The sequence below is a fragment of the Oceanobacillus timonensis genome (genome assembly GCF_900166635.1).
GTDB classification, from domain to species: Bacteria; Bacillota; Bacilli; order Bacillales; family Amphibacillaceae; genus Oceanobacillus; species Oceanobacillus timonensis.
In genome coordinates this window covers 3,637,304-3,658,138 of the sequence record NZ_LT800497.1, presented here as the reverse complement: position 1 = coordinate 3,658,138, position 20,835 = coordinate 3,637,304, and the positions used below count along the sequence as shown (strand labels likewise).

Sequence of the window (20,835 nt, the reverse complement as noted above, 5' to 3'; positions counted from 1 at the left end):
TCAACATAGAGGAGTGTTTTGAATGAGTGGAGAAATTATCGTTTTTTCCGGTTATGCGGGCGCAGGCAAAAATTCTATCATAAATGAGATATTAAAGAAATTTAAGGAATTAGAATATATTCCTTCCGTTACAACAAGAAAAATGCGAGAAGGAGAAAGTTCCGGGAATCCTTACTATTTTTTTGATTTAGATCAGTTTAATGAAGCAAGAATCAATGGAAAATTTATTGAAGCAGAAAATATTCATGGAAACTGGTATGGGACAATCAAAGACAAGTATGAAGAGAGTATGAATAAAGGTCATAAGATTATTAAGGATATTGATGTGAATGGCGCCATTCGATTTAAAGAATTGTTTGGAGACAATGTGTATTTAGTATTTGTCAAGCCTTCAAATGATAAGGATGTTATCGATCGAATGGTGAAAAGAGGGGATTCTAAAGATGATATCGAAAAAAGAATCGAAAGAATTGAATATGAAAAATCCCTCGAAAAGTTTTTCGATACGACAATTATAAACGATAATTTGGAAGAAGCGGTGAAACAAGCAGAAAAAGTGGTTGGAGAGAGAGTTCATAGATAATCAAAAATGGATATATTTCCATTACAAATCATCATTGATTTTGTATTCCCCGCTATAAGTGTGATTCATTTTAAAATTAAAATGATCGCCTTACATAATATATGATAGCAGCAATTTAAAATTGGCCTTTCTTCAGGGCGCCTTACTAAAGATGGAGAAGGAAAATATCATAAAACATGAACAATCTCCGTTTACTTTTTAAGAAACGGGGATTTTTCATAGCATAAAGGAGAAATGGTATGGTTTCTATTCCCAAAGAGCTAGAGCGATGGATTATTTCTCATTTTGAACAAAAGGCAGTTATTCATGATGTTTATTCATTGAAAGGCAGTACCACAGCTACAATGTATACGATTGTTCTGCAGCTGGCTGATGAGAAAATAGAGCTGGTATTACGTCAATATGAAGAGAACAGTTTTACGGCAAAGGATATCAAACAAGAGGCGGACAGCTTAAAAGAAGCAGCATCCTTATCTATTGAAACACCGCAATGTATAGCTGCTGACCCGAATGGAGAAATTATCGGCGATTCGCTTCTTGTCATGAGCAAAGTAGCTGGAAAAGTAGATATATTGCCAGTTAATCAAGGTATATGGCTGCATGCGCTTGCGGAAGCATTAGCGCAAATCCATCATCATTCGATAGAGCGCTTTCCATGGAAGCATGAACGTTATCAACAAGCAGAGAAAATAGAAGTGCCAATCTGGTCAGGTAAACCAAAAGTATGGCAGGCATTAAAAGAGGTGGCAATGCTCCCGGAGCCGGCGTATACGCCAAAATTTATTCATCGGGATTTTCATCCGACGAATGTATTATGGATAAATAATAAAGTTAGTGGTGTGGTAGATTGGGCTAATGGCTGTCTCGGGCCCGCAGGTATTGACGTGGGGCACTGTCGTTGGAACCTCGCTATGCTTTATAGTGTAGAAGCTGCAGATACTTTTTTATCTGCTTATCAAAAGAAGATGAGACATCCTTTTTCTTATGATGTGTATTGGGATATTGTTTCCTTAATGGACGTTTTGGAAGGGCAGCCGGAAGTGTATCCTGGATGGGAAGTCTTTGGGAAAACGGATATAACGGTTGAATTGATGACGGATCGGATGGATGGTTATGCGGTTTCGTTGTTAGAAAAATTCATGGATAGGAGAGTGTGAACATGGAAAGGGTAGATGTCGTTTATGCACTTATTTTCGATGAAATAGAAGCGAAGATGCTCATGGTAAAGAATATAAAGCATGATGATTGGACGATGCCTGGGGGAATGGTTGAAGCGGGGGAAGTCTTATCAGAAGCAGTTGTCCGAGAAGTGAAAGAAGAAACGGGATTAACGATTGAACCAGAGGGTCTTCTTGCTGTAAATGAAGCATTTATGGAAAAATACAATCATCATGCCATCTTTTTTACGTTTGAAGCGATGGTAGTTGGTGGAGACATTGCAATACAGGATACGGAAACAATTGCGGATACTGCATGGGTAAGTATAGACGAAGCAGATAAAAGGATGCCTTACCATGAAGCGGGGATTAGAAGTTTATTGGAAAGGGCTGTTCCTTATGCATTTCAGGGTGTGGAGAAATAAATTTGTTTGCAATCCTATAGAATGGATTAAAACCAAAGAGCAAACACTTGCTGAAATGCCAGCTAGTCACACCATTGAAAGGTATGCATATGTGGATTATGAAGCATTTGAAACAAGAGATAGGACGTATTATTTAATTGAGAATTATATGGAGTAGTATATCCAAATGCGCGGCAAGATATATCTCTTGTTCTTCATACTCGGCATATTGAAGTGGAATTGGCCGGCGGTCTGATTATAATGAGGCCTTAGTAGTTTGATTTATTGACCTAATATGTAAATGACAACATAGCAGAATAAAGAAGACTAGTAGTTTAGATGGGTGAAAATTCATGAAGCCTTCAATAAAATCGTTTAAAAGATATTTAATAGGAAATATAATAATTGCGACATTGTTAATAATAGTAAACTATATTAATTATCAAAGTAATGATTCCTCCATATTTACTGTAGTAAATTTTTTGTCTTCTATATCCATGTAGCATTTTCCGCAATAGTATTATCGTTTTTCATGAATGAAAAGACTAGTATATTTTGGGGTGAGGATGATGAAACGATTAGAGAAGGCAGCGGGAATAACCGGCTTTCTTTTAGGATCAATGACAGTATTGATGATTAGTTTGATACCATTTTTATCAAATTTCGGATTGAATGTGACACGCTGGACAATTGGGGCGTTTGGCTTTCGTCTGTTTCAAGGAGATGGAGAAGGATGGGTGACGACATTATTAACAAGTTTCTTTTCCAACGCTTTTATCAATGGTCTGCTTTCTTTGAGCTTACTTCCTGTTTTTGTAAGCGGGTTTTCGTTGATTTTAGCATTAATTGCCCTAATTCAACGGAGTCAATATTCTAGAAAGCCTGGTTTTCTCTATATGATAGCAGCAATCTTGTTGTACCTGTTTACGTTTGGCGCAGCTATAATCCCTTCCATTTGTTTCTTCATTGCAGGCAGCATTGCTTTTTTCTGTTTCTATCAGCAAAAAGAGGTGAGGACTAGTTTATCACAGAGAACTGCCCGTAAAACGCCCGTCTCCAAATAAAGAGAGAATAAATTTATTTAGGCGGGAAGTAACGGGCGCTAACTCCCTGAATCACTTAGGCTCCTTCAGCGGGAGAAAAGCAACAACTCCTACTGAAGGAAGTTTCGTTTTATAACATCATTTTAAACGTTATTTCAGAAAGAATTATTTGCTGAGGTACGCAAATTTTCCTATAAGCTCCCGCCTTTTTAAAAACCTCCTCCATTAATCAAAACAGAATATAAGACAAATAAATCACAACGGTTACGGTGATGATACTGAAAAGAGTTGAAAATAAAACGATTTGTGCATGCAATTCCGGCTTGATTTGATATTCCATTGCAATCGTTGATGTATTTCTGGAGGTCGGAAAGGAACTAGCGATAAATAGCGATTGTGCAACAACGCCATCAATATGCAGCAGATAGATAACAGACAATGCTAATAACGGCCCCATCACCAGTCTTCCAATCAAAGACCACGTGATTACCCGATGGAAAAAATGCAGCTTAATGTTAGCTAATTGTGCTCCGAGTAATAGGAGTGCGATGGCAACAAAACCATCCGCGAGCTGATCAAGCGGTATCATAATAGCTTGTGGAATCGTTATGGAAAATAACTGAAATAGCACACCTAATAGAAGTGCATGAAATACAGGCAGCTTTAAAAAGGATTGCATAATGCCTCTGATTGTTTTGGTTGCTGATAATAAGTTATATATCCCGTAAGAATACGTTAAAAGATTTTGGAAAATCAAAATAAAAACTTGAACAGAGAAGCCGATGGGATTTTGACTGAAAACCAATTGACTTACTGGCAACCCATAATTGCCGGAGTTCATTAATGAAATACTGTTTTTTAGAGCTGCACTTTCCCCCCTATCCAACTTCAATATTTTTGAAATAATATGACTCACGACAATCAGAATCAAACTATACAGGATGACATAGTTGATGATTTGGACAACAACGTCCATTTCAATATGAATCTGATAGATATTTACAAATACAGCTGCGGGCATGAGGCAATATGTAATCAGCGTAGATAATTGTTTCAGATGAAATTGAAATTTCCGTTGCAAAACAACGCCGACCAGCGTCAATATCAATATGGGTACGATGACATCTAATAAAATAAAAATAAACATTGCTAACCTCAATCTGACTAGTTCATCATAGGATAAATGCTCGGTAGTAAATATGAATTTATCCTATCATAGAAAGAAAAATAAGGAAAATACCAAAAAATTATCTTTTTGGATAAGTAATAGTTATATATGGAAAGAAATGACCGTATTAATTGGTTCTAGTAAAAAATGGGGAATTGAAGTGAAATGTACTTCATAGAAAATGTGATTCAAATTCTTCATTTTTATATTCATATCAACGAGAAAGAATCTGTTTCTTTTCAAGATACGGAAAAAGCTTCAATGTGTTATGATAAAGAAAATACGAAGTGGTGGTGATTTTGTGGGATACATTGAATCTTTAGAAGAGCTTATGAAGCGCATAGAAAATATGGATAGAGATAATTCCGTTTTTCAGTTTTCTATCGCCGGTAAGGGAAAATTCACCCTCGTATTGCAGGAGGAAGAAGAAGATTCCATTAAACTGGATGCGGAAAAAAATCCTCAACTTAAACAGATGATTCAGGAAAGTAAAAATGAATATAAAGAGGGCAAAGGAATGTCAACTTCTGAGTTATTACGTTCATTTTCTGTAAAGGATTTCGAATAGTGGGTACCCCAAATATAATTTGACTGCCGACTGTAAGAAAAAAACTGTTAGAATATAGAAGTACACATTTCACAGCAGAAGAGACACAGGAATTTATTGTGAAATTGATTATAGATATTGAGGAATTTCTAAAATATGAAATTGTTGGTCAAACATATGTAGAAGAATTTGGTGTTTATAAAGGTTTATCACGGATTGTTATTAGGAAATTCCGAGTGTATTATGAAAAAGATAAAAATGATATTATCGTCCTTGCTGTGTTATTTCCTGGAGAAAAATAAATAGAATCATTTCCTTGTGAATATACTGGTAAAATTGACAAGGAGTGATTCTATTTTTTAGAAGTAATCCAAAAAACGAGATACGAATAGGCATTATAAAACGAAACTTCACGCAGTGGGAGTTTTACGGACGGTTCTCCGTGATAAATTAAAAACGCAGCTTCTACATTCATATCTTACTCTTATGATATAAAACAGACGCTTAGAAGTTTTAGTAACGTACTAAAGAAAAAATAGGTACACTGGGGTGCAAGACACTATATGATGAAATTACAAGTTACAACATTCGTTTTAATTGGAGGTATTATCGGCTTTTTCACAGATGGTATCATGATAGGTGCCGGGGCAGGGGCGCTTATTTTTATCGCTTATCGAATGGAGCAGTTTTTGGAGATTGTTCGTCAAGGATAAGTGATAAAGAAAAGAAGATTTATATACATAAAACCCAATCTTGCAGAAATTTTCTTTTCGGAAATTTTGAATAAAGGGGAGAGCAGTTATGACACGAAAGCGGATTCTTTTGACCATAATTGGTATGATTTTTGTGTTATTAGCGGGAACGATACTCTATGGTGTTCTGAGAGATGATGATCCGTATCGCTATTTTACCGGACTTGGAGAAGAAATAAGTGTGGCTCCGGATGATTCGCAAATTGCTTTTTCGTACTATGTAGACGGGGAAGAAGCTGTTTATACAGCCAATCCTGATGGTACGGGTGTGGAGAAAATAGCCGATGCAGCTGATTGGAAGGATAGTAGCCCGGCCTATTCGCCGGATGGACACAAGATTGCTTATTTAAGTGAAAATCCAGAAGGTATGAACATACTTCAGGTGATGAACCAGGATGGAAGCGAAGAAAAACAACTAACAGACAATTCCATTCACGTGATGGACAGTGTTTTTTCCAATGACGGGGAAACCCTTTTTTTCGTTGCAATCGACGCAGAGGGATTTAACCAGGGAGCGGAATCGGAATCGAGCGCTGGATTTGATTTGTTCTCCGTAAAGACAGATGGGAGCGCTATAGAAAACCTGACAGACGCCGATTATCCTTCTATGGATCACCTTTCCCTTTCTCCTGACGGGCAGATGATTTATTTTAGCGCATTTGATGGAGAGAAAGAACAAATCTTTTCCTACTCTTTGGAAGACGGTACGGTAAATGAAAGTCCATCTGTTGTTTCGGAAGAGATAGCAAACTCTCAAACTTTTAATAAACCGCAATTGTCGCCGAACGGGGAACAGCTGGTATTCACAGACGTATCGGAGGAAACGCAAGAAAGCTCCCTTTTCGAGTATGAATTGTTTTTATTGGATATGGAGACACAGGATGTAGAGAGATTAACAGATTTGGGAACAGCGGTAGACTCGCCAGTATTTTTTCATGAAGAAAATAAAATCGCATTTTTGGAAAATACAAACTGGTCATCAGAACCGGCTGAGTATCAGTTGATGACGATTGATACAGTAACTCATGATATAGAAACGATCGAACTGGATGCACCTCAATCAACAGATAATCATCAGTTGATGCAACTGCTTGATCGAGCAGTGAACAGTTTAACGCTTGCGATTCTGTATACCTTACTGATTAGTCTGCTGAGTGTTTACCTGCTTCATTATGCTGGGAGAGCGTATCTGGCCTCCATCATCAGTTTTTCGATTGCTATTATTGTATTTGCAGCTAGTTTTGCAGTAGCTGCAATTGGAGATCCTTGGTTTGGCATCGGACTTGGGATGCTGGCTGCAGGAATTTTTGGCTGTTCGATAATCGTTTTATTATTTATACTGATTTATAAACAATTTGTTAAATAAATATTTACGAATTTACGAGGTCAGATGATAGGATGACCATTGGTAAGGTATACACCTCAATCATGGAGGGAAATTAATGGATAATAGAATAAAAGAATTAACGGATATGACAAAAAAGAAATTTGGTTTGGCTCATTACTATTTAGAAAGATATACAATTAACCGGCATGTGACGCTTTCTGGTGAAACAGTATACACCTTAACAATGGAATGGCTTCCAAATCATACAGAAAAGCCAGAGGACGATACGAATCCGGAGGGCGCAGCGGTAATTGAAATGAATGTCCATTCCCGGAAATTTGTCAGTGCTATTTTTGTGATGGATAAGACTTTTGCGGAAAATGGAATTTGTTTTGCAGGTCTTGGAAAAGATGCGATGATAAATTGGATGGAAAAAGAAACTGGATTAATGTATGGAAATCAGTTGGCGCTTCATAAAGAAGAGGAAGGCAGGCTTCTGTTTAAAACAGTAATGGATGATGGAATAGAGATTTCGCCATCTGGCTATGTGGAGATAAAATATAACGAAGCAGGGGAGCTGACTTTTTTTACTGTTCATGGGCAATTTCCTTCGAACGCATTGATTAGAAAAGAATCTTATACACTCTCTTTTGATAAGGTAGAAAATATAGCAAAGGAACAATTAAAGCTGATTGAATTTCCTTCATATGAGCAAGAAAAAAGAGTTCCTGTATACGTCGTAGAGGAAGTGTTTATCACCAATTCCCAAATGACGACGCTGCCATTTGAAGTTGGTGATGGAAGCTCTTATCTGAACATGGATCAAACGGTTTATTTCGATAACACAGTTAAAAACCCAATTGAAATAAAAGAAATAAACTGGACGGAAGAGGTAACGGCAGAACAAGCATTTGTGCAGGAGCCAAGCCCGGATGCTTATCCAATTACCAAAAATGAGCAAGAGAAGTGTATACAGGCGGTGAAAGACCTGTTGCTGCAGGAATATCCCGATGATTCAGGAAATTGGATACTTAAAACATTGCATCGTGATAAAGGATATATTTATGCGATATTACGGACAAATCAACTGGACAAGCAAGTATTTCAAAGAAAACTCACTGTTATCATTGATGCAGCCAGCTGTCGAGCTGTCAATTATGTAGATAATAAATCCATGCTTGATATGTTTGACCAATTTCAAGCGGCGGAAAAGCCTGTGATTGATAAGGAAGAAGCATATCAAAAATTGAAAACATTATATGAGTTAAAGCCTTATTATGTCTATGATTTCGAGCAAAAACAATATATATTATGCGGCAAAATAGATTGTCAGTATGGCGTGCATGCAAGCAGTGGAGAGGTTATTGCGTTAAATGAAGTATAAAACTTATATGATAATAAGATGAAAAGGATGTGTCATAATGAAAGCAGTTATTTTTGATTTTGACGGGACACTTGCTGATACGTTGCCAGTTTGTTTTCACGCGTTTCAAGCTGTATTTAAGGAATTTGACAACAGGATACTTACTTCCGATGAAGTGAAAGCAATGTTCGGTCCATCCGAAACGGGAATTATCAGAGAAAATTTGGCAAACGTCAATCATGAAAAAGCAATTGAATTATATTATGAAAAATACAATGAAAAGCATCGGGACCTTGTTGTGGAGAACGAGGAGATGAACGATTTGCTTCGATTTTTAAAAAGTGAAGGATATACATTAGGGATTGTAACTGGAAAAGCACGCAGAAGTCTGCGTATATCGTTAGATTGTCTGAATATGCATGATGTATTTGATGTGATGATAACCGGAGATGATGTGACAATACCCAAACCACATCCAGAAGGTTTGAATGAGGCTTTGGCACAGCTGAACGTAACAAACACGGATGCTGTATTTTTAGGCGACAGTGATGCGGATATTCAGGCTGGGAAAGAAGCTGGCGTATATACGATTGGCGTGCATTGGCTGCCGAATTATCAGGCATTGGAGTTTAGTGTTCAGCCAGACCAGATGGTAAGCAGTGTAAATGAATTCATGCAATCATTAAAAAAAGGAAGCTTCTAAATGAAAAATAATACGATATTTCTAATGGGCATGTTAACATTCGTATTCGTTATATTGACTGCATGTGGAAATGTAACGGAGGATTCGGATGTTGCGTCCAATCACATGTCATCAGATAATGATGGGATGCAAAACGAAAATGACAATGTACCTGGACAAGAAAGTACACAAGATTCATCACTTACCAGCCCAGAAACAGAAACGAATTTCTTTGAAGATTGGGAAGGAAAAAAACAAGGTGAATCAGCGGAGGAACAGAACCAAGAAGAGCCTTTGGAAGAATATGTTCCCAATGAAGATGATGTTGTATACAGTAATAATGAGTTGAAAAATAAAGATATCCTTGAATTGTTTATGGAGACTGCGGGAGAAAATGGACAAGATAATGAAAGTGAAATCAGAGTGGTGAAGGATGAAGGAGACCAAGGTGTACTGATTTATGATTTGAAGTCAGGATATGATAAAAGTGTTGATCAGGCATGGATTATGGTTAATACAGATTTGAGTCATTATAGAGCCGCAGACGATGAAGTGCAAGATGTTTTTAATACGGATCAGCAATGCGGATATATGTCAAAAGATGAAATAGAAGGAAATTATAAATTACATGAATGTAAAACGCATTGGGAATACAGGTTAATTCCTACTGTGGACGATAATGAAATAGATTAATTTGTGCAGAGGAAGCGTATTTTTGCTTCATTATCTCATCTCAAAAAAGACCGGAGTATGTTAACTTCGGTTTTTTTGTTGAGAAAATGAGTCATACACTCGACTCGCACGTTTAGGATTAATTCTTGTATGTTAAAATAGGGTAAACAGAATTATACAATAATTAACGAAAAAGGAAGGGGATTAACATGGATGTAAGATTTCCAATTGGAGAATTAGAAGTTCCAAACGAAGTAACTTTAGAAAATGTTCAAAAAGACTTAAAAGAAATAGAAAATTATACGAGTCGTTTAAGAGAAACAGTCGACACATTAAATGAGGAGGAATTAAGCAGAACGTATCGTGATGGCAGCTGGACAGTTCGTCAACTTGTTCATCACATTGCAGATTCTCAGTTGAACATGTATCAACGCTTGAAACTGGCTTTAACAGATGAAAATCCAGCAGTACCAGCTTTTGATCAAGACAAGTGGGCGCATGAACCGGATACAAGTCTGCCTGTAGAAAGTTCTATTAAAATGCTGGAAGGTATCAATGAGCGCATTGTAGCTTTAGGAGATAGCTTAACGAAAGAGCAATTAGATCGCGTTTTTACTCTCCAGCAAAGTGATGAGATAACAGTTGCAACAAAAGTAGCGAAATTAGCCTGGCACGAAGAACATCACTTGGCTCATATAAAAATTGCGTTATCAGAATAATACAATTATCCCGTTGCCATAAACAATGAGAGCCCGTAACCTAAAAGTACGATTGCTTATTTTAGAATTTTATCTGGTTTCACGTTTTTGAAGATGAGGTTACTCATACGGAGCAAATCCGGTGACTGAGGAGAAGAGTGAAAGAAAATTTGTAATTAATTTAAATAGTGAAGCCTGAAAAGTAATCGGACCAACCTTCCCATTGTTCAATTAACGGATGCGATTGCTAAAATTATTGAGTCCGAATCGAGATATATTGTAAAAACTTATTTAAGAGGGGATAAATAAAAAAATGGGTTTTTTGAGTAAAATAGCAGAGGTATTTAGTAGCGGAAAAAATGAAGGAGAAATAGATAAAGATTTGATAGACTTTTTAGAAGATGAATTGAATTTTGAAGATAAGAATGCAGGAATATACAGGGTGGACTTGAAGGATACAGAAAGACTTAAAAACATTTTAAGTAATTATGATTTTGAGCATAAAGGCGTAGATGAAGACGGCGCTGTTATAATTGATGATGGTGGAGGGAGCTTTAAAATAAAGGAATCAGAAGATAAGCTAGAGATATTAGATTCCTGAGTGAGATTATCATCTAAAAGTGTTGTTCGTTAAATAAATGAGCGCGATTGTCGAACCTTTTCACAAAAAAGAATCCATTTTGATTAACCTTTTTTCAAAATGGATTTCTTTTAACTTATGGTCCAAGCTTTTTGCTAAAAGCTTGAACATTTCCTTTCTTAAATTCATAAAGAAGTATACCTAGTATGGAAGGCAATACAATCATCCACAGTAAATCAATAACGATGGAAGCGGTGTCGAAATCGGCATTAATGTTTGCAGTTGTTTATGCAAGCTATCTAACACTTTAATTCCCTTCTGATATTTAAATATAGTATAAATCTAACCGCTATTCATTTCTATGCAATAATAGGAAGCGTACTTTTTGATTAATGGTTGTTCAAATTACCATATGAAATGAACATAATTTTGTATGTTAAAATTAGATTAAAAGACTGATTTTAAATACCTTTTATAACATAAACGGATTAGATTGTTGTACAAAAACAAAGGGGAGTATTTATGAATCTTGGAAATGAATATTTGAAGATTGTACTAGAAAGATTTGAGAGCGTGAAAAGTCTTGGAGATAATACAATAAGCCAATTATCAGAAAAGGACATACACTGGAAATTAAACAAGACTTCAAATAGCATTGCAATTATTGCAAAACATTTAAGTGGAAATATGGTATCTAGATGGTCTGACTTTTTAACATCAGATGGAGAGAAATCTTTCAGAAATCGTGACCAGGAATTTAAAGATAACATCTCTTCGAAACAAGAAATGATAATTATTTGGGAAAAAGGATGGAACACGCTTTTTGATACATTGAATGGGTTAGAAAACCAAGATTTATTAAAAAATATAACCATTCGAGGTGAGAAACATACAGTGCTAGAAGCAATTGAAAGGCAAATGGCTCATTACGCTTATCACGTTGGCCAGCTTGTTTATATTGGTAAGCAATTAAAAAGTGAGAATTGGGAAACTTTAAGTATCCCTAAAGGAAAATCAGAAGAGTACCTACAGCAGAAGTTAAAAAAACATCGGTCTTAAAATATTAGGCTTTCATCTTGTAGAGTGCATTTGTGAAACAATAAGAATATAAAAAAGTGTATATGGCAGGTAAAGATAGCATGAATTATAATTTTAATTAGATTAGAAGGGACGTATTATGATGACCAATAGCTATACAGCATTACGGGATAATATTCAATTTCAATTTAGTATTTCTAGACAACTTCTCGAATACCATCTTTCCTCATTAAGTCAGGATGAATATATGTGGCGTTCGCCTAATAGTGGACTGTATATTCAAGAAGTAGATGGAAATTGGTATGCTGACTTACCGGAAACGGAAACGTATGATATTGGTACACCAAGTATTGCTTGGACATTGTGGCATATCACATTTTGGTGGGAAATGGTTTTTAATCATTCTTTTGGTGATGGTACGCTAACCAAAGAGGATATCAATGTTAATGAAAATGTAGAAACCGTCAAGTCAACGATCAACTCTCTGATAGAAAGATGGGAAAAGATATTATCAAATGTAACAGAGGAAGAGTTAAACAGTAAACATTACAGTAAGTTTCCATTTAATAATGAGGTAGAATTTCATAAATTAGCCTCTTGGCTAAATCTCGAATTAATGAAAAATGCTTCTGAAATTGGCTATGTTAGATTTGAATATGCATCATCTGATAAATAGAAAAGAGCGACTAATATCATCATATGCACTTGAAATTTTTAGGATAAACAAAAAACACGCTTGCTCATTCTAAAATTAGAATAAACAAGCGTGTTTTTTAAAATGGAGCTGACGGGATTCGAACCCGTGACCCCTTGTCTGCCAGACAAGTATTCTCCCGCTGAACTACAGCCCCGTTATAAAATGGCTCATGGGTAAAAATCAACCCAACAATAAACATTATATACTGTTCGCAGGTTTGTATCAAGATTTATATTAAAATAATTTCGTTTGGAAATAATAAAAGAAAAGTGTTCGTTATGTATCAAAATGGTATAATAATAAAAAAGTAATCAAAGGGAGCGATGGTTATGCGGCAGGAAATAGCTAAAACAGTAGAAGATTTTCTTGTTGCGAAATTTCATCCAGCATTTATTTTGATTTTTGGTTCTTATGCAAAAGGCACTACGCATAAAGAAAGTGATTTGGATATTGCATTTCAGTGTAAAGACGATTCCCCGCCAGCTTATGATGTATTCATGGCAGCCCAGGAACTGGCTGATATATTAAAAATAGATGTTGATTTAATCAACTTAAAAGATGCTTCAACGGTATTTCAAGCACAGATATATAGTACAGCGCTGCTCATCTATACAAATGACAGGAATTATTTTTATCAGCAAAGAATGACGGCTCTAAGTTCTTATGTGAAACTGAATGAAGCGCGTAAACCAATTTTAGACAGGATTAAAGAAGAGAGGTCTGTGTATGGCGAATAATAATGATGTTATTTTTAATAAAATAGCAGTGATTGAAAGATGCCTCCTTCGTGTGAAAGAGGTTTATGATAAGAATGCGGAGAATTTACAAGATTATACGAAGCAGGATTCTATTATTTTAAATATTCAAAGGGCTTGTGAGGCGGCTATTGACTTAGCGATGCATATTATTTCAAAAGAAAAATTGGGCTTGCCTCAAACGAGCAGAGATGCATTTGATATATTGCAAGCGCATCATATTATTAGTCAACCGATTGCAAGCCAATTAAAAGCGATGGTAGGTTTTAGAAATATTGCTGTACATGATTATCAAGCGCTTAACCTTGATATAATGGAAGCTATTATAGTGAATCATGTAGATGATTTTATCACTTTTACAAAAGATGTTTTAGCCTATCAACATAAAAATACAAATGAATAACGAAATTTGAAAAATAAGCTTTCTATCTATGAAGAAGGCTTATTTTTTTCTCCTGAAATTCTCGAATGAATACAAGAACACCTCTATGAATTTATGATAAAATAGATAGACGCTGTTGAAAATCAGACAGCAAAAATAATAACCCGATTTAACCATCAGAGGAGAATCCAATTTGAATAAACAAGATATTGCAGATATTAAGAAACAATTCAAAGTAAATAATGATTTATTAAAGATACAGGATATTTTCAATGTATATATTATGAAAGAATCGAGTGAAATCTATCATTATGAAAGTACGCCGTTTGAAATGCTGGAGGATGAGCAGAAGGATTTGTTCATGGCGAATTTTAAAAAGGTGCTGACAGGGCAGCTTGACCAGAAGCTGTTTGAATTAAAATTTCAGCGGGATGTGGAAGACAGCAGTCAGCTTATCCTGCATAAGGCGATGCTCTCGAATGACACAGAGGAATGGAAGTCGCAAATGCTGGAAATTGTGGCGAAAATGTTGAAGGATAAGCAGTATGAAATGGATATTGTGATTACATTTATTCATGGGGAATATGCAAAACCTACAAAGCGGAGTAATGAAGAGTCTGAGGAAAGCGGAAGGGACAGGGTGTATTCGAGTCCGTTTATTTTATGCAGTATCAATAAAACGATGGATCCGAAAAAAGAACTGCTTTTTGATTATGTGGAGAAGGAGTTTAAATATCATTTTGTGGTAGATCCGGTGATTAATTTAAAACAACCGATCGGCGGTTTCTTATTCCCTGCTTTCACAGGTGGTGCTGCAGATGTGAACCATGTGCTCTATACGGCGGCGAAACCATTTGAGCTGGATTATCATTTTATTGAAGAAGTGCTGAATGCGGAGGAAGCAACCACAGCTGAGGATGATAAGGTCGTATTCGAGGAAATTGTCAAAGATGTTGCAGGAGAGCAGATTAATACGAACACACTTGCGAATGTATATGATGAAATTCAACGCGTGGTGGAAGAAAACGAAGAACCGGATGCACCAAGGCTGGATTATAAGGACGTAGAGCAAGTGTTAACCAGCAGCGGTGTGGAGGATATCGATTCTGAAAAAGTCGAGTCCGCTTTTAAAAAGGTGATTGACGATGAAAAATATGAGTTAAAGGCTACCAGTGTAGTACCGAAATATACATCAAAGTCGATTAAAATTAAAACAAAGGCAGCGGATATCAAAGTATGCCCGCAAGATTTGCGTTATGTCCGCCAGACAACGCTGAACGGGAAGCTCTGTTTGATGATTGAAGTGGAAGAGAACACGGTGATTGAAGGATTTGAAATGATTCCGGAAGCGATATTCCATAAAGTGGAAGAGGAAGAATAACTGGAGAAGTCTCTTAGCCGACACATGATGGCTGGGAGACTTTTTCAAAGATGTAAAAAAAGAAAGCTAGGTAATTATATTTGTTGCATTTACAACAAAAAGCAGATGCTTTACAATAAGAGCAATTATCATTTTTATTAAACGCAAATAGATTCAGAGAGGGGAACAGCAATGAACTGTAAAAAAGTAACTGAGGAACAGGATTTACAGAAAGTTTTTGAGATTCGAAAAGAAATTTTTGTAAAAGAGCAGGAAGTGGCGGAAGAAGAGGAATTTGATGCATTTGATTCGCTGGATGCGGATTGCGATCATATTTTAGTATATTACGATAACCAGCCTGTGGGAACAGGCAGAGTGAGAACAGTAGAAGGTGTCGGGAAATTAGAGCGTATCTGTATTTTGAAGCCTTATCGTCAATACGGACTTGGCAAGGTTATCGTACAGTGCTTAGAAGACATCGTGCAGGAACATGGTTTGCCGCGCGCGAAACTGCATGGACAAACGCATGCAGAAGGTTTTTATCATAAATTGGGCTATGAAACAGCTTCGGAGGAATTTATGGAAGATGGGATTCCACATTATTTGATGGTGAAGCAGTTTCGTTAACACTTTACATATGACGTCACACCCGATAAGGAGGAAGCATGCAACAAAAGGTAGAAAACAAAGGGGTTATTATCGTTACACTGGCAACAGCGTTTTTATTAACGTTTTGCCAGTTTCTATTGATTACATCTTATCCGGCGATTATGAACGAATTTCAGATTAATGCCACGGAAGTACAATGGCTGACGACGATTTATTTATTAACAACGATTGTATTTATTCCGTTGACCGGTTATTTATCGAATCGATTTTCAACGAAAACGCTGCTCATTTTTGCACTGCTTTGCATGGCTGCCGGCCTTGTTGTTGGTGCATTTTCGCAAAGTTTTATACAACTGATTCTTGCCAGAGCTATTCAAGCAGTTGGGACAGGTGTGATACTGCCTGTGATTCAAACAATTTTAATTACAGTATTTCCTAGATCGAGAAGAGGGTTTGCTCTCGGATTGCTCGGGGGTGTTATTAATGTCGCGCCGGCAAGCGCACCATCTTTGACCGGGATGATTATTGATGTTTTTCATTGGCGTATGCTTCATTGGTTTATGCTGCCGTTGGTGCTGATTCTTTTGGGATGTGCGGTATTCTATATGAAGGATGTGCTGCAAAAACAGGCCGCGCGGTTGGATATTCTCTCTGTGATACTTTCGGCAGGGGCTTTTTCTTTATTTATTTTTAGTATCAGTAATATCAGTACTGCCGGAATGGATTTCTATGTCGTGATTTTACCATTCTTCATCAGTGTTATTTTATTGTATCTATTTGTACGGCGGCAATTGGCGGATGATGTTCCGGTGCTCAATGTCCGTCTATTTCAAAACCGGACATTTTTGTTAACTGTCGTGCTTATTTTTATGGATATGATGCTGTTATTATCGGCAGAAACAATCTTGCCGATGTTTGCCCAGAACGTTCTGGAGACAAGTGCCTTTTTATCTGGCTTTTTATTGGTTCCTGGTACAATTTTACTTTGTATTGTCTCAGTGGTGTCGGGAAATTTATATGACCGCTATGGGGGCAGGGTTTTGGCTGTTGCTGGATTTGCCTTTACACTGCTGTCCTTGGTGCTTATGGCTACGGTGCATATCGACGGTTCCCCATTTTTAATCATGATTTATTATTGTTTCTTTATGATAGGTTTTGGTTTATCACTGATGCCGTTGGTTTCTGTCAGTGTCAATGTTCTCGATGAAAAAGAAATGGCCCATAATTCAGCGATTGTGAATACGGTCCGTCAACTAGGGATGGCTTTTGGTGTTGTGATTCTGACAACGATTATCAGTGTAACAACTGCCGTTATGGATGCGCCGGAACAGGTAGGAACCTATTGGGGGACGACGTATGCATTGATTATTATGGCTGTCACAGCATTGCTTGGTATGCTGCTGTCCATTCGAATCCGGGAGAAAAAAGAATAGCAGGATTTCAATGAAAAAGCATAAATGTTGAATGGATCGTATTTATGCTTTTTAATGGTTCATAGAAACTGTTTAAGCTGGAAAGGGAACGTGTTTATCATGAAATTAAGTGTATTAGATCAATCCCCGATTTCCATGGGGCAAACACCGGAAATGGCATTGCAGCATACATTGGAGCTGGCAAAATGGACAGAAGAACTCGGTTATCATCGTTATTGGGTAGCGGAACACCATAATACAAATGGACTGGCTATTTCAGCTCCGGAAATTGTGATGGCGCGAATTGCTTCTGTCACAAATCGTATTCGTGTAGGTTCCGGCGGGATTTTGCTGCCGCAGTATAGTGCTTATAAAGTCGCTGAGATTGGGAAAACATTAGCGGCATTTTTCCCCAATCGAATCGATATTGGTGTGGGGAATTCTCCTGGAGGTTCACCACAGACAAGAGCTGCGCTGATAGATAGTCCAAGCGGGAGTTTAACTGAATTTCCTCAGCAGGTTACTGATTTGCAAGGTTTTTTGCATAATTCTTTGCCACGGGATCATGATTTTCGTTTAGTAAAAGCAAGTCCACGTATTGAACAGGCGCCGCCGCTTTGGATGTTAGGACTGTCAGAGCGCAGTGCGAAACATGCAGCTCATTTAGGAGCAGGTTTTATATTTGGGCATTTTATCTATCCGGGAAATGGTGTAAAAGCACTACAAGCGTATCGGGATAACTTTACTCCTTCTGTGGATAGAGAAGAGCAAGCGTCGATGGTATGTATTTTCATTGTCTGTGCAGAGACGGAAGAAGAAGCGGAGGAGCATGCGCTGACGCAGGATAAATGGTTATTGAATGTGAGTAAGGGATTAGGAACCAAGGTAGCGTCTCCCGAGGATGTACGCAGGGAGGAAGAAAAACTAAGTGCAGAAGATAAAGAGATAATCAAAAAGAATAGAGAAAGATGCATTATTGGTACGCCGGAAACGGTAAAGCAGCAGTTACTCGAGTTACAGGAGAAATATCAGACGGATGAATTTATGGTCATCAATAATACGTTTGATTTTGAAGCTAAGAAAAAATCGTATCGTTTGTTGGCTGAAGCAATGCTTTAGCATCGTATTACTTTATAACATTCACTTTTCACAACAGTCAGGGGTCTTGATATGGAAAGAAACGTATGGACAGATCAACGTTATAAGACGGCCAATCGGGAAGCGTGGATTGGTATGGGTCTTGTTATTTTTAATTTTATCTGGTGGTATGGTTTTGCTTACGGGCTGGGAAGTAAGTCTCCAGAAGATTATCATTACATTTTTGGATTTCCGGCGTGGTTTTTCTTCAGCTGCATTCTAGGCTTTATTATCATGATGATCTTAACGGTATTCGTGGTGAAATTCTTTTTTAAAGATATGTCTTTGGAAACAGAAGAGGAAGAATAGCAGGGTGACATCCCAGCTTTTGAGCAGAGGAGAAAAAACATGAATTGGGAAGCGGTTGTACCATTATTTTTATTTATAGCGATTATTTTTATCATCGGGATTGGAGCAGGGAAATTTGTTAACCGTTCCGACTCCTTTTTACAGGAATATTTTCTGGGCGGAAGAAGCCTGGGTGGTTTTATTTTGGCGATGACGCTTGTCACGACGTATGGCAGTGCGAGCAGTTTTTTAAGTGGTCCGGGCACGGCCTATAACGAAGGGCTTGGCTGGGTGCTGCTATCGATGACACAGCTTGCTTCCGGTTATTTTGTATTAATGATATTAGGAAAACGTTTTGCGATTGTAACAAGAAAGTATAAGGCAGTTACGATTGTGGATTTTTTAAAGGAAAGATATCAATCCAAATGGGTGGTTATTCTTTCGGCAGTCAGTATTCTGATTTTCCTGTTCTCGGCGATGTCAGCTCAGTGGATCGGCGGGGCAAGACTGGTTCAATCGTTGACCGGGATATCGTATTTTACGGCGTTATGCATTTTTTCGCTAGCTGTTATCGTATATGTTGTCGTCGGCGGTTTTCGAGCTGTAGCAATCACAGACGGCATTCAAGGTATTATTATGTTTTTAGGAACGCTTATTTTACTTGTTGCCGTCATTATTGCAGGTGGCGGCGTTTCGCAAATTATGCATGATTTGACTGCAGAGAATCCCAATCTGATTACGCCATTTGGTGCAGATGGGAGCTTGACACCTGCTTATGTTTCTTCCTTCTGGATCCTAGTCGGCGTCGGTGTGGTCGCCTTGCCGCAAATTGCAGTTCGTGCGATGTCTTATAAAAATACAAAGGCGCTGCATCGCGGTATTATTATCAGTACGTTTGTGGTCGGTTTTATTATGTTAAATATGCATTTAATCGGTGTGTTTGGAAGAACTGTTATTCCTGGTATTGAAGTCGGGGATACAGTGATGCCGGAGTTGGCACAGGCTGTTCTGCCGGGATGGGTAGCAGGAATTGTTTTAGCTGCACCAATGGCAGCGATTATGACGACGGTGAATTCCTTGTTGTTGATGGTAAGTTCGACAATTGTAAAGGATGTTTATTTAAATTACGTGCGTCCAAATGCAAGTGATAAAACAATCCGTACATGGAGTATGGGTACAACTGCATGTATAGGGATAATTGTTGTTATCATGTCATTGCAGCCGCCGGATTTAATTATTTGGCTGAATTTATTTTCCATGGGCGGTTTAGAAGCTGCCTTTATCTGGCCGATTATTCTTGGTCTTTATTGGAAGAGAGGAACCAGGTATGGAGCGATTGCTTCGATGCTTACCGGTGTCATCAGTTATATTATCTTTGAAACAACCTACCCGCAGCCGTTTGGCATGCATTCTGTTGTCACTTCGATGGTGCTGGCTCTCGTTGCATATGTTGCAGGAAGTTTATTCATTAAAAAAGATGCAGTAGCAAGGTGAAATGATATAAAAGCGGACCGGGTTTGGTTTATACTTAAAAGAGAGCATTCTCCCGTTTTAAAATAAAGGGAAAACTTAAGCAGACAGTGTCGGAGGTGGATGATTATGAAAAAGCAGCGTCATGATGCATTGAAACCATTATCCCATCACCATCATCATGCATTGGTACAAGCGATGGCATTAAAGCAGGCTGGTACCGAAGAGACGGACCAATCTTTAGGGGAATCTTTCAGGAGCCTGGTTGACTATTGGGAAAAGGACGCAGTATCCCATTTTCGGGATGAAGAAGAAATTTTGCTGCCGCTTTATGATGCGTATGCGGAAGAACCGGAAACGGAGTTAATGAAAGAGATGCTTTTTCAGCATATGCAAATTCGCAGCCTTGTTTATGCTATTCGTGAAAACAGAGAAGATCCATATGATAAGATGCACCGTCTCGGGGAGCTATTAGAGAAAAATGTCCGGTTTGAAGAGAGAGAAGTATTTCCAGTTATAGAAGAAGCTATTCCGGATAAATATTTGCAGCGAGCCTACGGAGCATTTCATCGAGATTCTTACAGTGGTTTTTAAATGGAATGGAAAAAATACTGATTGCCGGCAAGTGTAGCCGCAGTCAGTATTTTTATGTTTTCTGGAAACCAGCAAAGCCGGTATATCCCTGTTCGTTTTGAAATACACAAGCTTCAA

General features: G+C 37.7%; 25 protein-coding genes and 1 tRNA gene. 24 read left to right on the top strand and 2 right to left on the bottom strand.

Features of this window, described 5'->3' with window-relative positions:
• Positions 1-22 precede the first annotated feature (22 nt).
• From B7E05_RS17960 to B7E05_RS17940, 4 genes are all read left to right on the top strand, one after another.
• Positions 23-583: a guanylate kinase gene (locus tag B7E05_RS17960; RefSeq protein ID WP_080875489.1), complete on the top strand. Its 561-nt coding sequence runs from the start codon at positions 23-25 to the stop codon at positions 581-583.
• Between the two features lie 239 nt (positions 584-822).
• Positions 823-1,740 (top strand): aminoglycoside phosphotransferase family protein, encoded by a 918-nt coding sequence (locus tag B7E05_RS17955; protein ID WP_080875488.1) that lies wholly within the window; start codon positions 823-825, stop codon positions 1,738-1,740.
• 2 nt (positions 1,741-1,742) lie between these two features.
• The gene (locus B7E05_RS17950) at positions 1,743-2,165 is read left to right on the top strand and encodes an NUDIX hydrolase (protein WP_080875487.1); all 423 of its coding nucleotides are present in this window, start codon (positions 1,743-1,745) and stop codon (positions 2,163-2,165) included.
• A 548-nt stretch (positions 2,166-2,713) separates the two neighbouring features.
• Positions 2,714-3,208 carry a hypothetical protein gene (locus B7E05_RS17940; protein WP_080875485.1) on the top strand — a complete coding sequence of 165 codons (495 nt, stop codon included), beginning with the start codon at positions 2,714-2,716 and terminating at the stop codon, positions 3,206-3,208.
• Positions 3,209-3,416: 208 nt separating this feature from the next.
• On the opposite strand, the gene B7E05_RS17935 is transcribed toward B7E05_RS17940, so the two are convergent.
• Entirely contained in the window at positions 3,417-4,334 is a 918-nt protein-coding gene (locus tag B7E05_RS17935) for an AEC family transporter (RefSeq protein ID WP_080875484.1), read from the bottom strand.
• Positions 4,335-4,623: 289 nt separating this feature from the next.
• Here B7E05_RS17935 and B7E05_RS17930 point away from each other — a divergent pair, with 289 nt between their 5' ends.
• The 11 genes from B7E05_RS17930 to B7E05_RS17885 all read left to right on the top strand — a co-directional run bounded on the left by B7E05_RS17930 (position 4,624) and on the right by B7E05_RS17885 (position 12,690).
• Complete coding sequence (locus tag B7E05_RS17930; RefSeq protein WP_342745010.1) at positions 4,624-4,923, top strand: hypothetical protein; 300 nt, start codon at positions 4,624-4,626, stop codon at positions 4,921-4,923.
• A 98-nt stretch (positions 4,924-5,021) separates the two neighbouring features.
• Positions 5,022-5,204 (top strand): hypothetical protein, encoded by a 183-nt coding sequence (locus B7E05_RS17925; RefSeq protein WP_245833155.1) that lies wholly within the window; start codon positions 5,022-5,024, stop codon positions 5,202-5,204.
• Between the two features lie 261 nt (positions 5,205-5,465).
• Entirely contained in the window at positions 5,466-5,615 is a 150-nt protein-coding gene (locus tag B7E05_RS22230) for a hypothetical protein (RefSeq protein ID WP_179134572.1), read from the top strand.
• An 88-nt stretch (positions 5,616-5,703) separates the two neighbouring features.
• Positions 5,704-7,020, top strand: coding sequence for a TolB family protein (locus B7E05_RS17920; RefSeq protein WP_080875481.1), 1,317 nt, complete (start codon positions 5,704-5,706; stop codon positions 7,018-7,020).
• Between the two features lie 76 nt (positions 7,021-7,096).
• Complete coding sequence (locus B7E05_RS17915; protein ID WP_080875480.1) at positions 7,097-8,365, top strand: hypothetical protein; 1,269 nt, start codon at positions 7,097-7,099, stop codon at positions 8,363-8,365.
• A 37-nt stretch (positions 8,366-8,402) separates the two neighbouring features.
• Entirely contained in the window at positions 8,403-9,047 is a 645-nt protein-coding gene (locus B7E05_RS17910; protein ID WP_080875479.1) for an HAD family hydrolase, read from the top strand.
• On the top strand, positions 9,048-9,719 hold the full coding sequence (locus B7E05_RS17905; protein ID WP_080875478.1) for a hypothetical protein: 672 nt from the start codon (positions 9,048-9,050) through the stop codon (positions 9,717-9,719).
• 188 nt (positions 9,720-9,907) lie between these two features.
• Positions 9,908-10,417 carry a YfiT family bacillithiol transferase gene (locus tag B7E05_RS17900; RefSeq protein ID WP_080875477.1) on the top strand — a complete coding sequence of 170 codons (510 nt, stop codon included), beginning with the start codon at positions 9,908-9,910 and terminating at the stop codon, positions 10,415-10,417.
• A gap of 292 nt (positions 10,418-10,709) precedes the next feature.
• Positions 10,710-10,997 carry a hypothetical protein gene (locus B7E05_RS17895; RefSeq protein ID WP_080875476.1) on the top strand — a complete coding sequence of 96 codons (288 nt, stop codon included), beginning with the start codon at positions 10,710-10,712 and terminating at the stop codon, positions 10,995-10,997.
• Positions 10,998-11,498: 501 nt separating this feature from the next.
• Positions 11,499-12,035, top strand: a complete 537-nt coding sequence (locus B7E05_RS17890; protein ID WP_080875475.1) for a DUF1572 domain-containing protein — start codon at positions 11,499-11,501, stop codon at positions 12,033-12,035.
• A gap of 118 nt (positions 12,036-12,153) precedes the next feature.
• Entirely contained in the window at positions 12,154-12,690 is a 537-nt protein-coding gene (locus B7E05_RS17885; RefSeq protein ID WP_245833153.1) for a DinB family protein, read from the top strand.
• 103 nt (positions 12,691-12,793) lie between these two features.
• Here the strand turns inward: B7E05_RS17885 and B7E05_RS17880 are convergent.
• Positions 12,794-12,865, bottom strand: a tRNA-Ala gene (locus tag B7E05_RS17880).
• Between the two features lie 175 nt (positions 12,866-13,040).
• Here B7E05_RS17880 and mntA point away from each other — a divergent pair.
• The 9 genes from mntA to B7E05_RS17835 all read left to right on the top strand — a co-directional run bounded on the left by mntA (position 13,041) and on the right by B7E05_RS17835 (position 20,718).
• The gene (mntA, locus tag B7E05_RS17875; RefSeq protein ID WP_080875474.1) at positions 13,041-13,448 is read left to right on the top strand and encodes a type VII toxin-antitoxin system MntA family adenylyltransferase antitoxin; all 408 of its coding nucleotides are present in this window, start codon (positions 13,041-13,043) and stop codon (positions 13,446-13,448) included.
• Positions 13,438-13,869: a type VII toxin-antitoxin system HepT family RNase toxin gene (gene hepT / locus B7E05_RS17870; protein ID WP_080875473.1), complete on the top strand. Its 432-nt coding sequence runs from the start codon at positions 13,438-13,440 to the stop codon at positions 13,867-13,869. Before mntA ends, hepT begins: the two co-directional genes overlap by 11 nt.
• A 172-nt stretch (positions 13,870-14,041) precedes the next feature.
• Positions 14,042-15,229, top strand: coding sequence for a DUF4317 domain-containing protein (locus B7E05_RS17865; protein WP_080875472.1), 1,188 nt, complete (start codon positions 14,042-14,044; stop codon positions 15,227-15,229).
• A 171-nt stretch (positions 15,230-15,400) separates the two neighbouring features.
• Positions 15,401-15,835: a GNAT family N-acetyltransferase gene (locus B7E05_RS17860; protein ID WP_080875471.1), complete on the top strand. Its 435-nt coding sequence runs from the start codon at positions 15,401-15,403 to the stop codon at positions 15,833-15,835.
• Between the two features lie 38 nt (positions 15,836-15,873).
• Positions 15,874-17,250, top strand: a complete 1,377-nt coding sequence (locus tag B7E05_RS17855) for an MFS transporter (RefSeq protein ID WP_080875470.1) — start codon at positions 15,874-15,876, stop codon at positions 17,248-17,250.
• A gap of 96 nt (positions 17,251-17,346) precedes the next feature.
• Positions 17,347-18,348 carry an LLM class flavin-dependent oxidoreductase gene (locus tag B7E05_RS17850; RefSeq protein ID WP_245833291.1) on the top strand — a complete coding sequence of 334 codons (1,002 nt, stop codon included), beginning with the start codon at positions 17,347-17,349 and terminating at the stop codon, positions 18,346-18,348.
• A gap of 51 nt (positions 18,349-18,399) precedes the next feature.
• Entirely contained in the window at positions 18,400-18,675 is a 276-nt protein-coding gene (locus B7E05_RS17845; protein WP_080875468.1) for a YhdT family protein, read from the top strand.
• 39 nt (positions 18,676-18,714) lie between these two features.
• Complete coding sequence (panF, locus tag B7E05_RS17840) at positions 18,715-20,148, top strand: sodium/pantothenate symporter (RefSeq protein WP_080875467.1); 1,434 nt, start codon at positions 18,715-18,717, stop codon at positions 20,146-20,148.
• A gap of 105 nt (positions 20,149-20,253) precedes the next feature.
• Entirely contained in the window at positions 20,254-20,718 is a 465-nt protein-coding gene (locus B7E05_RS17835) for a hemerythrin domain-containing protein (RefSeq protein WP_080875466.1), read from the top strand.
• The last annotated feature ends 117 nt before the right edge of the window (positions 20,719-20,835 follow it).